The organism is Proteiniclasticum ruminis DSM 24773 (assembly GCF_000701905.1).
In the GTDB taxonomy this organism is placed as follows: Bacteria; Bacillota; Clostridia; order Clostridiales; family Clostridiaceae; genus Proteiniclasticum; species Proteiniclasticum ruminis.
On record NZ_JNKC01000001.1, the window covers coordinates 559836 to 574891 of the forward strand.

Here is a 15056-nt window from a genome sequence, read left to right on the forward strand (position 1 = left end):
TGGGGAGCGCTGCCATGACCACATACTCTCTTTCCTCCACTTCGGAGAAAATGAAGCTCAATAACAAAATAGAGGACCTGCAGAAGGAAGTGCCAAAAACTTCCTTCTGCCCCATCCTTTCATCCACAGAAAACCTCACAGAACTTTATGAGTTTCTTACGGCTTATTTGGGCTCAGATCATTATCTCCTACTGATGGAAAATCATGTGATCGTTATGGCGCCGGTTAAAGATGCTTTTAAAATTGCCAGTGGACTTTCCACTGCTCTAACAGAGAATTTCTATAAAAACCATACAGTGCTCTACTATCGAAATCCATGTACCGGCTCCCTCTTAGAGAGAATCTCAGAACTGCAGGACACTTCCAGAAGCATTGTCCAGTCGGATCTTAAAGGTTCCCTTTATGCAGTGGAGGATCTCTTTCTCGTAAGAATTCTGGAACAGATTTCGAAAGAGGAGCTTTCTAAGTTTCTGGAAACGAAAAGATCTTCCTATGAAAAACTCTCCTATGAGCTTCGCCTTACGGTGAAGACCTTCATCGAAGAAAGTCTTTCCATGAGCAGGACTTCAAAAGTGCTCTTTATCCACCGGAACACCCTGACCTATCGGATTCAGAAAATCCATCAGATCACAGGTCTGGATATCCGGAACTTTCAGGAAGCTCTGCAGCTTCTGACCCTATCCTACTTCGTATAATCTTATATATTGAATCATACAGAAAAGCATCGGATTTTTCCCCTCCAGGAAATCTGATGCTTTTCCTTTTTCATTTGTATTATTACTATAACAACCACTTTTCTTTTATCTTTTACATTAATTATCTATCTTATCATGACAACAGTTCAGAAAAATCAAAACAGCCACTCATAAAAGTAGCTGTTTTGACCTTATGATTCAGTATACTTTACTTAATCAAAGACGCAAGCTGGTCGCTCATTTCTTTAATATCTAATCCCTTTGTAAATGCCAGACAGGTTCCTGAAGGATATCTTGTCTTTTCCAACCATTTTTCAGGAATTGCTGTCGCTCCATATTTTGCACCTAAGATACCACCAACAATCGCTCCAATAGTATCCGCATCCCGTCCAAAGTTACCCGCCGCGATTACTCCCATTTTGAAATCATCTCCGAACAGCTTTACTACTGCTAGAGCGCTCGCTACAGCTTCAGGAGCCGCCGCTTTGTAGCTGGTCCATAACGCATCATGTATTGGCATCCAAGCCATCAGAGGGTTGTTTCCATTCTCCTTAATCAGTGACAGCACTTTTTCAATGGTATATCTCATCCAGGAGTCTTCCGGAACAGCAGCTTTAGCCGCTTCAATAATCTCATCTATAGTTCCATCCACCATGGCTACTGAAACAGCAGCAGCTACAGCTTGTGCCCCCCAGATTCCTTCTCTGTAATGGCTGATGGAGGCATCTACCTCAGCTAAAGCGATTGCTTTTTCTGGTTCTCCCGCACAAATAATACCGATGGGCGCAATTCGCATTGCACTGCCATCACTGTGAGAGTACGCATTGTACATGCCTGAGTATGGAGGAAGGATTCCCCTTTTTACATTTCGGACTCCTTCAATTTCACTTGCACCACCACGAGGAAATTCATCTTGACCTGCTACATGTTTAAGCCAAGCGTCTACTACATCACCAGAAGTAGGATTCCCTTTTGTATCAATAAGAATTTTTGCAGTCAGTAATCCAAATTCTGTATCATCTGTGCTCCATGATGCACCTTCTTTGAAGTCTGTGGTGATTCCATATGCAAACTGATTCTCAGGGCTTCTTGCTGCATCTCCAAATGAATCTCCCACAGCTAATCCAGAAAGAGTGCCATATGCCTTATCCAGCAATAATTCTTTGTTTTCGATTAATTCTGATTTACTTTTCATTTTCTACTCCTTATTATCCATTCAATATAGTTTCTGATTTGTATATTCCAGTCAGTAAAGTCATGAACTCCTTCATCCTCAATATAATTATGTTCTATTTGATTCATGCTTAGAAAATCATGAAATTTCCGGTTCACAGTTATTAGTCCATCATTCCTGCCACAGTATATATAGATTCCCGGTAGAGCCACGCTTCTTCTCTGAGCTTCTTCCGCTAGATTATAGATGTCATCCTCGGGACGATCCAAAACATGATGTCCGAATGCGAGAAGCAGATCTTTACGCTGTTCCTTCATTATTTTTTCCTGAGTATCTTGAAGAGTACGTAAACTTCCAGACAAAGAGGCTATGCCTGAGAACAATTCAGGCTCCGTGAGTCCCCATTTTATCGCACCATACCCGCCCATAGAATATCCTAAGACATAATTCTCCGTTTCTGACAAATCTAACGATATCAAGGCTTTTAAAATCTTAGGGAGCTCATTTGTCAAATAGTCAAAATATGCCTCCCCATATGCCATATTCGTATAATAGCTATTTTGCATACTTGGCATGATTAAAACAACATTGCTTTTATTTGACAGTTCTACTACATCAGTATAATCATAAAAAGTATCACCGCTTCCAGACTTACCGTGTAAAAGAAATAAGACTTTCTCGTTGCGAGATGATTCTTTGAGGTATGTCAACCTTTTCTTCGGAATATGAACATGTATGGTCTGAGGCAAACCAAGAGTATTTGATTCAAACTCCAGTGTAATCTTCGGCATCAGGATTCCTCTACAGACAGATTGCCGAACAGACTTCTTCCAAGGCCGTACTTTGCATACCCTGTCATTCCATAAGCATAACTGTCATCTGATACTTCTGCAATTTTTTCTCCATTAATGTAGAATTTCAGTAAATACCCTTGAACATCAAATGAAAACTTATACTCTTTACCAAGTTCCCATGCATAGTCCACAGAAATGAGATTCTGTAAACCAAATTCATTTTTCAAAATGCTTACTTTGTTTTCTGAAGTGAAGCCTGCATAATATCCCTTCATAGCACCTTGAACACGTGCGCTGATGAGATGGCTCTCTCCATGTACTGGAATTACGATTCCACATACCTTGTAGTCTTCCATAAAATAATTTCCTGTCATGGCTTCCGCATGATCAAGACACATACAGGACATATACTCACCTTCAATCTCCCAGGCACCATGGTTATGGGAGAATGGTGTGATGGAAGAGAACTCTTTTTTCTGGCGAGAGATATCGATGGAATATTTTGCTTTGCCTTCCACTTTGAAGTCATCAATATAAAGTACTCCGAGATCCTTGTATTTGTCTGGCGAATTGCCTTCGACAATAAGACCTATTTCGTCAATCATATCTCCTCCTAAGTCTGGGATAACAAATGACCATTCCTTCCACCCTTTCTCAGCTACTACTCTGCTTTCAAGAATGACCTCTTCTTTTGTTCTTGTATTTCTGATATAGGTGGATATATACATGCTTTCGCCATTCCATCTGTCCAAGTTCAGCATCAGGCTGACATGTTGACCTGGATAAGCTTTCGGACTGAACACAGGCATATAACGTTCATCACTGAAATCTTCTCTTCTGTAATAAGGTTTAATGAAAACCTTGCTCTTTTTGCCTCGAACCATCCGATCAAAAAGGACTCCAAGTGATCTCTTTCCGCTAAAAGCCTGCTCTTCTGTATTGTATACACTACAATAAAACGGATCTGAAACTCTGAAATTATGGGTGGATCCTGGTAACTCAAAATCAAAAATAAGTTCCTTCTCACTAAAGTTCATAAGAAGTTCTTCTGGCGCTGACTCCCCCGTCATCTGATAGGCTAAGGTTGCTACCTTCTTAGCGTAACTGGGCACGTCCAATATATTCAGGTATCCTGAAATCCCTGATAGTGCAATAAAATCATTGATTGGTTTCAGGTAATTTTTCTTGATTCCCTCTATTCCCACAGCAACACCCATAATTGTACCAACATTTCCAGCATTACAGTCTGTATCCCAACCGCACATTGTGGCAATCTCTACTGTTCTATTGAAATCACCTTCTCCATATAGCAGTGAAAGAATGCAGACTCCTGCATTCGGTATGATATGACAAACCCCTGGATACTTGTCATAGCCCCATTCCTCATGAAGATATTTCATGCAGCTTCTCCAATCTTCTGGATAGTTCTGGTAGTAGAAAATCACATTCTTGGTCACCTCATAATATTTGGAGTCTTCAGGAATCTCTCTTAATCCAATTTCAATGATTTTCATAGGATTACTTTCAGAAAATGCAGCTGCAATGCAGGCTGCCATAAACCTTGCTCCGTAAACCCCCTCATCATCATGAGATACTCTAGCTGCGGCTTCCGCAAAGTCAGCTGCTTGTTTCGGATCATTTGGAGATATAAGCCCCCAGGTATCAATAAAGATTTGCCCTCCAATCTGATCAGCCACTACTTTCCCGTTTTGCATCTTTGAGCCCGACATTGGCGCTTCAATGCCGCGGAGCAGATTGAGATACGCTGTATGCTCCGTACTAACTCCATAGCCTCCCCACCAAAACATACCGATTCCTTCTCTTGCGTAGTTCAGCCATGCATTACCTACATGCTTTGGTCGAAGTCCTTCAGAGAGATCTTCATCATCTAGAGCTCTTAAAAAATAGACTGGACCATTGGCATCATCATCTGCTGCGAAGTTTTTAAATTCCTTCACATAGTCTGTAATGTCTCCATATGTTCTTTGAATCCGTTCATAGGTCCAAATTGTTGGTTCAACTGGCGCACCTAAACGGATTCCGACATTCATTCCCAGAAAACCTGCATATACTTTCTCCAAATAATCTCTTTGCATCAATGTTTCTCTCCTTTAAATAAAGCGGCATATCCCTATGCCGCTTTATTAGTTCTAAGTAATTAATTTCCCAACTGCTCCACTAAATAGGACTCAAATTCAGTTCCACCGGACTGGTTCCATTTTTCAACAAATTCATCAAAATCACTAACAGGTCTTACTCCCCTAATAATATCGGATGAATACTCTTTATAAAGTGTATTCATCGCATCCCACTGTGAAATCAAATGATCAGGGATCAAAACATTCACATCTTCAACATAGTATTCTTTTGCCATCTCCAGAGACTTAAGCCCTGGCGCGGACATCATAGGCTCAGCAAGCTCAGGAGTAGGTTCAAACTTATTAAGTGTTTCCCAGAATCTTGGATACCATTCAGGGAACTTCTCAGTAAATACAATCTTCTCCCCTTCTACATTGTAATGTGTTCCTTCAATTCCCAGTTTATCCAGCATATTCCCCTTAGGGCTTGCCATGAAATCCAGTACTGCGAATGCAGCATCCTTGACCTTGGACTGAGCATTGATTGCGAATCCTCTGGATTCCTTCGATACATCAATTGCAGTATATCCCTGTGAAACTCCTTTAGCTGGTGGCAACACCACAAGTTCTGCACCTTCACCATGAGTCTGTGTCATTTTATTGTTATAGATATTGATTACTGCTCCTGCAGTACCAGCTATGAATGCTGCTTCACCTTCATAGAATGATTTCTCCATTGTATCCCACTGCTTCGTGATGTACTCTGGATCAATGAGTCCGTTCTTATAAAGTCTTGCGAAAAATTCAAGCTTGTTCTTCTCAAACTCTGAAGCTTTGGAGAAGACCCATTTTCCATCTTCTTTCACAATGGTGCCTGTAACTCCAAAGGCCTGATTGAATACGGTGTTCATTCTTGATAGATCTCCATCAGAAGTGATTGCATATTTTGCTACACCCTTCTCTACGATTTCTGTCAGCATCTTCTCATAGTTTTCTACCGTAGGATCTTGCATCACTGCATCAAAGGAATCCAGCTGATCGGCGAAATCCTTTCTCATTACTGGGGCAGGGACTCTTGCAGGTGCAAGCCACAGTAGATATGGATAGTTTTCAAGCTTTACTTTTGTATGTTCTTCCATTAGGTTCTTCACATATGCAGAGTTCTGCACATACTCTGTCAGATCTTCAAGCAGACCATCATTACTGACTGGAAGATCGCCTCCCTGAAAATAAATGATGTCAGGCGAGATCTGCCCTGTTCTGAATGCTAAAGGAACAGCTTCTCCATAAGTTCCTGTAGGGGGTTCAAGGAAAGTGATTTTCACATAGTTCTCTTCTTCTGCCATCCCTTCTTCAATGGCTTTAACAATGGATTGAATTGCTTCATCATTTGGACTTGCATCTTTCAGAATAATTGATACTTCCACTGGACTTTCTTTTGTACCAATACCGGTCTCAGATGTTTCTCCTGGGGTTTCAGAAGGAGTTTCATTTGGTGTTTCTTGGGTACTCTTATCACCGCAACCCACAAATACAGATAAAACCATAAGCGACATTAACAAAATGGATAGAAACTTTTTCATACAATCCTCCTAATAGTTTAGTTTTATTGTTTAACCCCACCAGCCATTACGTCTGAAGCGTAATACTTCAGAACCAACGGATAGAGGACTAAAATCGGAATGATAGCAATAACAATAGTTGCATATTTTAACGCAGTATAATCCAGCTTTGCCAGTTCATTGTAATTCAGCAGATTCTGCGCGCCAATCAGGGATGTAAGATCGTCATTTACGATAAATTGCCTAAGTATAACCTGTAGCGTCGTTTTATTCGCAGCCCCAATATATATGGATGCTTTAAAGTATTCATTCCATCGGATGACTGCATAAAACATGGTGATGGTTGCTACTCCCGCTTTTGTAAGGGGAAGCATAATCTTTGTGAGCAGTTTAATATGACCACAGCCGTCTATCTTGGCAGCTTCAATGATTTCCATTGGCACATCGTTAAAAAATCTCATCAGTATGATTAGATAATATACATTCACAGCATTAACTAAAATCACTGACCATCTACTGCCCATTAGACCAAGTTTCTGAATCACCAGATATTCTGGTACAAGTCCTGGATCAAACAGCATCATGATAATAAGAAACACCATAAGAACTTTCTTAAACACCAGATTAGGTCTAGTCAGTACATAAGCTGCGGTAACAGTCAACATAACATTCAGTAGAGTTCCTACAACAGTAATGAATACTGAGCTGAATAATGAGGAAAATAGAACCGGATGACTCAACACGACCCGATAATTAATCAAGTTGATTTTCTTCGGAAAAATCTCAAGCCCCCCCATAGTAGGTGATACAGTGGGATCGGATAGCGATACTGCTAGTATATTCAGGAGAGGTACGATCATCGTTAGCGTAATGATAAAGAAAAATATCATAAGCGCAATCTGATAAAAATTATATTTCTTTTTGAAACTCTTCACTCTACCACACTCCTTTACCTGTTATTTTCTTTGAAACAAAGTGTGTAACTAGAACAAGAAATACGCCAACTACCCCTTTAATAACGCCTACTGCTGTTCCAAGTGAGTACTGACCGTTAATGAGTCCAATTCGATAGATATAGGTATCCAGGATGTCTATTTTACTGTTTACAGCATCGTTAGTGAAATTGAACACTTGATCGAATCCTGCGTTTAGAAAAAATCCAAGATTCAGAATAAACATCGTCACCATAGGAATGACGAGAGCTGGTAATATTATATGTTTGATGATTTTAAACCGGTTTGCTCCGTCAATTTTCGCGGCTTCAAAAATACTCGGATCTATCGAAATGATTGCAGCATAGTAGATGATCGAATCCCAACCAATGCTTCTCCATGCTTCAGAAATCAAAAGAACCCATCGGATTGCATTTTTATCGGTCATGAAGCTCATGGATGGAAGATTGAATACGTTGAGTATCTGATTTACCGCACCTTTCGAAGGTGAAAGAACTGAAATCCATATTCCCGCAATAACCACCCATGATAAAAAATGTGGCAAGAATGAAATAACCTGAACATATTTCCTGAACTTTTTCGAGGCAAGTTCTGATAGAAGAATTGCAAAAAGGACAACAAACGGAAAAAGCAGTATGTATTTCATAAAACTAATAATAAGAGTATTCTCCAAAATCTGTTTGAGTTGCGGTGACTTAAATATGATTTCAAAATACTTCCATCCAACAAATTTCCAGTCACCAAAGGCCTTGTAATCAAATACAGCTAATCTCATATTAATCATTGGCCAAACCCTAAAAATTATGAAGAAAAGGAGTGTAGGAAGGAATAAAAGATACAAGACCTTGTCTTCTTTAATCTTTCTAAGTATCTTCTTAATCTTAATTTTTTTCTCGCTCATTCAAATCCTCCTTAGGAACGAAGATATTGAACAGAGGAGCATGCTGCTGCGCTCCATAAACATCCCTGTCTCCGACTGTCCCGGAGGAGATGCTGCGGTTAAATGTAATCTTAATTCCCAGCCCTTTCTCATAAAAGACAAGTTCAGTTATATCTTCAGAATTCAGATTATAAAGGTTTTCAATGGTTTCTCTACTGATAACTCCACTGTTTCTAACTCTCCAGAACTTCTCGCTGGTATCAAAAAGAATGTCTAAAGTTATAGAGAAGGGACCACTATTTTTACTTCTTAAAACGGCTGCTAAATCAATTAATCTTTCCATTTATTACCTCATATTGCATGATGGGAAACATCGACTGCCCATTTTCCACTTTCATCAGATGGTAAATACTGAACTCGAAGACAGGTCCAAAGTCAACATCACTTGGTGAGAAGGGGAACGCCAGGTTGCCTGATGTGGATTTTCTTCCAGAATAACCATAATGCATGAAAGATGATCTAAGAGAACTGCATATGGCTGATGCGAGTTCTTGTGTTTTTGCTGTCACTTCCATGAGCAGCCCAACTTCCTTTGGCACTGTACGATCAGGCTCTAATTTCCCCATCACGCCATCAAGACCATAGTTGATAAACGCAATATTATAATCATTTTCTGAGATTTCAATATAGTATTCTTTGACAGACTCCCTCACTTCATCTTCAATCTTTTCTAGATTTTGTAAAAGGAGAGGATCTCTGATCCCTGCTACCACAAAAGTTCTATAGGCAACTCTTCGTGCTCCTTCTAGCTTAATGAAATATGACTCTGTCTTTTCAATTCTGCTATTCTGTATTTTTACAGTCCTTTCATCAATTTGTAGAAAATCACACTTTTCCAGATTTAATACGATTCCAGGCCCCTGTAACAGATATGGATGATCTTTTTCATAAAATGTATGTGCAGCCACTGACGTTATCGTGCATCTGCGATCTCTGTTTGTTGGATATACATGGCAGCTATCCTTTTCCAGCACCCCCATAATACAGTCTTTGGTTGTGCCAGGCACAGCGCACAGCGCACCGCACTCCAGAATTTTCCCCAGATGGTAGGACAGCGCCTCATCAAAACCATGCGCAATTCCAAAAGCAGCGAACGGAGCCGGATCGTAGGCTCTTCCGCAGATGAGAATATCAGGATTACCCTCCAGCGCTTCCAGAATAGGCTCAATGCCCATCTGAGCTACAATGCTCAGTGTGTCCTCAACCAGTTCATGGGTGAGCTGAGGCACATTGGTTCCCAACGGTGTAACATCATTGTTATGTATCGCTCTACTTACCACTTCATTCGGGATATCCGCCCATATCACTGAGATTTTTGCGCTATACTCATTCTCTGCGAGTATTTCATTGATAATCTCAATGGTCCATTCTGTATGCGTTCTTGCTCCTGATCCTCCCGCTGAACCAATAATCAATGGAATTTTTAGGGAAAGAGAACCCTCAATCAGCCGAACCAGATCCTTTTTATATGCAGTCTTGCTTACAATTGCCACTCCCGCGCCGAGCTTATGGGGACCTGCATCTGTGGAACCTGCATCCACGATGATCGCATCAGGAAAGTCCTTCAAGCCGTTATTAAATGAATCAATTGGAAATCCGTATCCCAGTATTCCACATGGTGCCAATATTTTCAGTTTGTCTTTCATAGATCCTCCTGATTCTTCTTTCCTACAACATTGTCCTTCACCTGACTCAGGTGGTAATTCAGACTCTTCTTCGCCAGTTCGATATCCCTCTTATAGATAGCATTAATAAGATTCTTATGTTCTTCAATGATCTCTTCTCTTCTAGTAACATTAGTATTGCTCTTTTCTCCCATTTCATGGATAAGCTCGTAATAATTATCAATGAAATTGATCAGCAGATTATTCTTCGACATCTCCGCAATCTTCAAATGAAAATTATAATCTGTTACACTGTAGTTTTCATCTAAAGGATTGGTCTTCTCTAAGGTTCGCTTAATATCAAGAATTTCCTCATCATCTGCTCTCATTATTGCCAGTTCTACTGACTTTTGCTCTAAGGCTTCTCTAAGCTCAATAAGGTCCAAATAGGTTGCGTTTTTTAATGACTCAATCATAGACTCTGCAGTCACCTGCTCTTTGGATATTTTTCTTACATAAGTTCCGTCCTTGGGTTTTCTGCTGATAAATCCTTGATACTGAAGAATAGTCAGTGCTTCTCTTAAAATCCCTCTACTCACTCCCAGATTCTCGGCAAACTCATTTTCTGGCGGAAGTTTATCACCAGGCTGAAGCTGACCGGACTCAATCAGGTTCATAATGACACTCACAACTTTGTCTGACTTATTCTCACTTTGAATTTTCTTGAATTTCATGATAATCCCCTCATTTGTTGTATTGTTTAATTGTTAAACAATTAGAGACAAAAAATATAAATGACTTTCATCACAATTTTAAAATAACACAAACTGAAATCGATATCAATCAAAATTAGCAAATATATTTATTATTTTATCTTTTATTGAATTTATCCTTTTAAATTTAAAACTTCATACTCATTGTATGCCTCAGCTTGTTTTACACGCTATTTCATTTCAGTACATTATTCATGATATATAAAACGGCTGCCTTTTACAGCAGCCGTCTTTATACGTAGTAATGAACTTAAATCAGTTTCTTGAACTCATCTGCCACAAACTGAACCTGTGGTCCGATGACAACCTGAACGTTGGTCTTGGATGGTCTTACTACACCAGCCACACCAGCTTTCTTGATCTTTGCTTCATTCACAAGAAGATTGTCTTTCACTTCAAGTCTCAGTCTTGTGATGCAGTAGTCCAGGGAAGCGATGTTCTCTTTTCCGCCAAGTCCTTCCAGGATCTCAGCAGCGAGAACTTTGAAGTTGGTGTCTTTAGAAAGAACCTTACCTTCTCCTTCTACGACTTCATCATCTTCTCTTCCAGGTGTTTTAAGATCCAGCTTAACGATGAGGAATCTGAACAGGAAGTAATAGATGGCACCCATAACAAGACCAAGCGGAATCAGCATCCAGATATTTACAGCCAGTGGCATTTTTAGACTCAAGAAGAAGTCTACAAAGCCTGCGCTGAATCCGAATCCAGCGATCCATTGGAACTGAGCTGCAATGAATACGGAGATACCGGTCAGAACTGCGTGAACCAGGTAAAGTCCAGGAGCAAGGAATACGAAGGCGAACTCCAGTGGTTCTGTAACTCCTGTGAAGAAGGAAGATACTGCAGCTGCCAGAAGAAGTCCACCTGCAACCTTTTTCTTCTTATCTTTTGCAGTATGGTACATAGCAAGAGCAGCAGCTGGAAGACCGAACATCATCACTGGGAAGAAACCAGCCTGATATCTGCCTGTGATTCCAGGAGTACCGGTGCTTGCCCAGAAGTTTCCGATGTCGTTGATGTCAATGGCATCAAACCAGAATACAGAGTTCAGTGCATGGTGAAGTCCTGTTGGGATCAGAAGTCTGTTGAAGAATCCATAGATACCAGCGCCTACTGCACCAAGTTCAGAAATAGAGGTACCGAATGCTACAAGGCCTGAATAAACTACTGGCCATATGAAGAATAGCACTGCAGATACAAGAATCATGGCAAAGGATGTCATGATTGGCACCAGTCTCTTTCCACTGAAGAAGGAAAGTGCTGGAGTCAGCTGTACATGGGAGAATCTGTTGTACATGCTTGCAGCCACAAGACCGGAGATGATACCGATGAACTGATTGCTGATTTTACCAAAAGCTGCATTTACTGCTTCTGCATCCACCTGTGTCAGCTGAGCAACGGTTCCTGTAGAAAGCAGCTTTGTGACAACAAGGAAGGCTACAAGACCTGCAAGAGCTGCAGAACCGTCTTTATCCTTGGACATACCAAGAGCAACACCCACCGCGAAAAGAATGGACATATTATCAATAATTGCGCCACCGGCACTGATGAGGAATGCGGCGATTGGGCTTCCGCCACCCCAGCCTGTAGGGTCAATCCAGTACCCGATACCCATAAGAATGGATGCCACAGGAAGTACTGCAACAGGGAGCATGAGCGATCTACCAAGTTTCTGTAGATACTTCATCATAATGTTTTTCCTCCTTAAAATATATAAAATAAGTTCAATGCATAGCGTGTATTGGTCCTCAGGCTCTGTGGCCACAGCATAAATAAAAAAGACCGAAGAAACAAAGCAACAACGTTGCATGTATCTCGGTCTTGCCTGCTTACCAGTAACAATCCATGTATTTGATTTCATCTTAGCCGATAAAAAAAAATCTGTCAACAACTTATCAAAGAGAAATCGTAAACAAAAAGTAAACAAGCGAAAGAAAGGTCCTCCAAAAGAGTGTTCTTCTGGAAGACCTTTTCACTTAGAACTTCACTGTAGGCACTGCTCTGTCTGCTTCTGAAGCTTCGAAGAGAGGCTCTTCTCTGAAGTTGAACATGCCGGCAAAGATATTCTTTGGGAATACCTGGATGGCAGTGTTGTACTTCATGGTGGTGTCATTATAGAACTGTCGTGCATAACGGATTTTCTCTTCCGCATCTTTCAGTTCGCTCTGAAGGGAGAGGAAGTTCTGATCTGCCTTCAGCTGAGGATAGGCTTCTACGGTAACAAGAAGTCTTGATATTGCGGAAGACAGCTCAGCATCCGCTTTCGCTGTGGCTTCCACACCTTTGGCATTGAGCACCTGGCTTCTTGCTTTGGTGACATTCTCAAATACTTCCTTTTCATGGGAAGCGTAGCCCTTAACGGTCTCCACAAGGTTTGGAATGAGGTCTGCTCTATTCTTGAGCTGAACTTCGATCTGTGCCCATGCATTCTTCACGCGGTTCTTCAGGACAACAAGACTGTTATATACAGAGACGCCATAGAGTGCCAGAAGTACAATAAGACCAATGACTACAAGTAGAATAATGGTTCCTGTTTTCATATACATCTTCCTTTCTTTTTACAGTTTTATTTGTTAAAGCAACTGTTAGAAGGCGCCACCGCCTCCACCGCCTCCGCCTCCACCTGAGCTTCCGCCGGAGAATCCTCCGCCAAAGCCGGATCCCGATGACTTCTGGGATGCAGCAATCTGAGCTGTACTCACTGCAGAATTCACACGGGTCATGGTATTGGAGAATGCTTGATTCATGATATAGAAATTACTGAAGCTTCTGTATCCTCCCATATAGGTAAGGTCCGGATTTGTAAGCTCCTGCTCCGAGAAGACCTTGGGAAGCTGATCAATGACTTCATCTGCTACCCCAAGGGATGTGGCATACACCAGATAGTGTTCCCAAATAACAAGAGATGGAATTTCAGCCTCCTTCATATTGGAAAAATGCTGGAGAAACTGCTTGAATGCCAGCCACATGGCTTTATGATCCATGCCCTTCTGTGAATACTTTCTGACAAATCGCATGCCCAGAAGTCCAAACAGCAGAAACATTCCTATCGCGGCCAAACCAATGGCAATGATGCTTCCTAGTGTGAACAATCCAGCGATACCTGAAAGGATCAACGCAAGTCCAATGATGACAAATATCTTCGATCCGGGCAGTTCGTTGCCTTGGAAGAATTTCTGTTTTTCTCCCACCTCTTTGACCTTATGTTTGAAGTAGGTGTAGTCCTTCTGGAACTGGAGCGCTGCTTTATTGCTCTTCAGAATCTTCTCCAGATCTTCCAGAACCAGTCCATTTCCATTCCCGATCTCATCAATAAACCAGGTGGCCAGGAATTTTTCATGAGGCAAAAGCGTATCCAGCTTTGTTTTGTCCATCCAGGTCATTTCAAAGGATTCTTCTTCTTTCTTGAAGATCTTTCCTTTCTCAATGGCCACAGGACGAAGCTTTATGACTTTCTTTCTGGCAAGATCCAGAATCGTAGCCATGATATCCACATCTTTGGACTGCCCCTTTGTGAGAAGGTAAGTCATCACTGCTGGAGAGTAGTCCTCTGGCAGTTCTCTATAGTAATCCCCTTCAAAAGTGGGTTTCAGCTCTTTGCCATACTTTCTGAACATGAAGAAAATGGAACCAAGACCAGCCAGAATTCCTGCCCCAAAAATAGGTCTGGACGCTTTTTCTCTTTCTCTTTGTTTTGCTTCTCTTTCCAGTTCTTTGATGGCATCTTCTCTTTCTTTGTTCGCTTCATCTGCAAGGCGCTGCTCATTTTCCAGAATATTCTCCAGCTCATTTCTGTCAAAGGTATTGGTAGAAGCTGGAATCAGGTCTCTTGGGAAGATGGCCAGTGTTTCCACAAATCTGCCGTTTACGGATGGCACCGTAAAGTAGAAGGTCCTGCCATCGACAATTTCACTGGAACCTGTCAAAGGCCCATGAGCAAAAACTCTCAGGTCTTCCTTTTGCGCCCCTTCCGGAATGGTGATGGTAATGGTGATATTATTCAGGGGAATATCCCATCCTGAATCTATAATTTTACGATTGAAGATCGAAATGTCATTGTATTTCTCTGCCACATTCTGCAGGGTGTACCCGATAACAACGGTCTTTTCTTCATTTCTGGACTTCTCATATATTTTAAGATTCCTGAAACTTCCTGTGTCCTCCATCTCATAGGTATTGGCGTCTCCAGAATATGCTTCTGTAAAACTTCGGACACTTCCACTTTCTAAAACGCCTACCGTAAGATCAGACAGTCCATCGGTCCTTGAATAGTCGATGTTTCGAAAGACTCCATTGAACTCTCCATCAAAATTGTATGTGATTTCTTCCAGCACCCTGGCATCTCCATTTTCCTGTATATCCACTGTCAGGTTGAATCTGGACACTTCGTAATACCTGCTGGAAGCGGATGCATCTTTCCATGGAATAAGAACAACCAGCATCATCAGAAGAAACAGAGACAGTACTCTTAATTTTTTCATGG

General features: G+C 41.2%; 13 protein-coding genes. 1 reads left to right on the forward strand and 12 read right to left on the reverse strand.

Features of this window, described 5'->3' with window-relative positions; translation table 11 throughout:
• The first annotated feature begins 14 nt into the window (after positions 1-14).
• Positions 15-695 carry a PucR family transcriptional regulator gene (locus T487_RS0102690; RefSeq protein ID WP_031573716.1) on the forward strand — a complete coding sequence of 227 codons (681 nt, stop codon included), beginning with the start codon at positions 15-17 and terminating at the stop codon, positions 693-695.
• A 208-nt stretch (positions 696-903) separates the two neighbouring features.
• Here T487_RS0102690 and T487_RS0102695 read toward each other — a convergent pair whose 3' ends face one another.
• The 12 genes from T487_RS0102695 to T487_RS0102750 form a co-directional block, all read right to left on the reverse strand.
• The gene (locus T487_RS0102695) at positions 904-1890 is read right to left on the reverse strand and encodes an ADP-ribosylglycohydrolase family protein (RefSeq protein ID WP_031573718.1); all 987 of its coding nucleotides are present in this window, start codon (positions 1888-1890) and stop codon (positions 904-906) included.
• Positions 1887-2660 (reverse strand): alpha/beta hydrolase, encoded by a 774-nt coding sequence (locus T487_RS0102700; RefSeq protein ID WP_031573720.1) that lies wholly within the window; start codon positions 2658-2660, stop codon positions 1887-1889. The genes T487_RS0102695 and T487_RS0102700 overlap by 4 nt, the downstream gene beginning before the upstream one ends.
• Positions 2660-4759, reverse strand: a complete 2100-nt coding sequence (locus tag T487_RS0102705) for an ADP-ribosylglycohydrolase family protein (RefSeq protein ID WP_031573722.1) — start codon at positions 4757-4759, stop codon at positions 2660-2662. The genes T487_RS0102700 and T487_RS0102705 overlap by 1 nt, the downstream gene beginning before the upstream one ends.
• Positions 4760-4821: 62 nt before the next feature.
• Positions 4822-6324, reverse strand: a complete 1503-nt coding sequence (locus tag T487_RS0102710; RefSeq protein ID WP_031573723.1) for an extracellular solute-binding protein — start codon at positions 6322-6324, stop codon at positions 4822-4824.
• 23 nt (positions 6325-6347) lie between these two features.
• Complete coding sequence (locus T487_RS0102715) at positions 6348-7238, reverse strand: carbohydrate ABC transporter permease (protein WP_031573725.1); 891 nt, start codon at positions 7236-7238, stop codon at positions 6348-6350.
• Position 7239: 1 nt separating this feature from the next.
• A complete protein-coding gene (locus T487_RS0102720; protein WP_031573726.1) occupies positions 7240-8157 on the reverse strand; it encodes an ABC transporter permease subunit in 918 nt (305 codons plus the stop codon).
• Positions 8138-8479, reverse strand: coding sequence for a DUF4387 domain-containing protein (locus T487_RS0102725; RefSeq protein WP_031573729.1), 342 nt, complete (start codon positions 8477-8479; stop codon positions 8138-8140). Before T487_RS0102725 ends, T487_RS0102720 begins: the two co-directional genes overlap by 20 nt.
• A complete protein-coding gene (locus tag T487_RS0102730) occupies positions 8463-9842 on the reverse strand; it encodes an acyclic terpene utilization AtuA family protein (protein ID WP_031573732.1) in 1380 nt (459 codons plus the stop codon). The genes T487_RS0102725 and T487_RS0102730 overlap by 17 nt, the downstream gene beginning before the upstream one ends.
• A complete protein-coding gene (locus T487_RS0102735) occupies positions 9839-10534 on the reverse strand; it encodes a FadR/GntR family transcriptional regulator (protein ID WP_031573734.1) in 696 nt (231 codons plus the stop codon). Before T487_RS0102735 ends, T487_RS0102730 begins: the two co-directional genes overlap by 4 nt.
• Before the next feature lie 289 nt (positions 10535-10823).
• Positions 10824-12263: an N-acetylglucosamine-specific PTS transporter subunit IIBC gene (gene nagE, locus T487_RS0102740; RefSeq protein WP_031573737.1), complete on the reverse strand. Its 1440-nt coding sequence runs from the start codon at positions 12261-12263 to the stop codon at positions 10824-10826.
• Between the two features lie 286 nt (positions 12264-12549).
• Positions 12550-13113 (reverse strand): LemA family protein, encoded by a 564-nt coding sequence (locus T487_RS0102745; protein WP_031573740.1) that lies wholly within the window; start codon positions 13111-13113, stop codon positions 12550-12552.
• 45 nt (positions 13114-13158) lie between these two features.
• Positions 13159-15054, reverse strand: a complete 1896-nt coding sequence (locus T487_RS0102750) for a DUF2207 domain-containing protein (RefSeq protein WP_031573742.1) — start codon at positions 15052-15054, stop codon at positions 13159-13161.
• Positions 15055-15056: the final 2 nt, after the last annotated feature.

Bases quoted from the DNA above. Each gene is read 5' to 3' on its own strand.
- T487_RS0102705 (WP_031573722.1), bottom strand. From the start codon at position 4,759: ATGCAAAGAGATTATTTGGAGAAAGTATATGCAGGTTTTCTGGGAATG.
- T487_RS0102750 (WP_031573742.1), bottom strand. From the start codon at position 15,054: ATGAAAAAATTAAGAGTACTGTCTCTGTTTCTTCTGATGATGCTGGTT.
- T487_RS0102695 (WP_031573718.1), bottom strand. From the start codon at position 1,890: ATGAAAAGTAAATCAGAATTAATCGAAAACAAAGAATTATTGCTGGAT.
- T487_RS0102735 (WP_031573734.1), bottom strand. From the start codon at position 10,534: ATGAAATTCAAGAAAATTCAAAGTGAGAATAAGTCAGACAAAGTTGTG.
- T487_RS0102690 (WP_031573716.1), top strand. From the start codon at position 15: ATGACCACATACTCTCTTTCCTCCACTTCGGAGAAAATGAAGCTCAAT.
- T487_RS0102710 (WP_031573723.1), bottom strand. From the start codon at position 6,324: ATGAAAAAGTTTCTATCCATTTTGTTAATGTCGCTTATGGTTTTATCT.
- nagE (WP_031573737.1), bottom strand. From the start codon at position 12,263: ATGATGAAGTATCTACAGAAACTTGGTAGATCGCTCATGCTCCCTGTT.
- T487_RS0102700 (WP_031573720.1), bottom strand. From the start codon at position 2,660: ATGCCGAAGATTACACTGGAGTTTGAATCAAATACTCTTGGTTTGCCT.
- T487_RS0102745 (WP_031573740.1), bottom strand. From the start codon at position 13,113: ATGAAAACAGGAACCATTATTCTACTTGTAGTCATTGGTCTTATTGTA.
- T487_RS0102725 (WP_031573729.1), bottom strand. From the start codon at position 8,479: ATGGAAAGATTAATTGATTTAGCAGCCGTTTTAAGAAGTAAAAATAGT.
- T487_RS0102720 (WP_031573726.1), bottom strand. From the start codon at position 8,157: ATGAGCGAGAAAAAAATTAAGATTAAGAAGATACTTAGAAAGATTAAA.
- T487_RS0102730 (WP_031573732.1), bottom strand. From the start codon at position 9,842: ATGAAAGACAAACTGAAAATATTGGCACCATGTGGAATACTGGGATAC.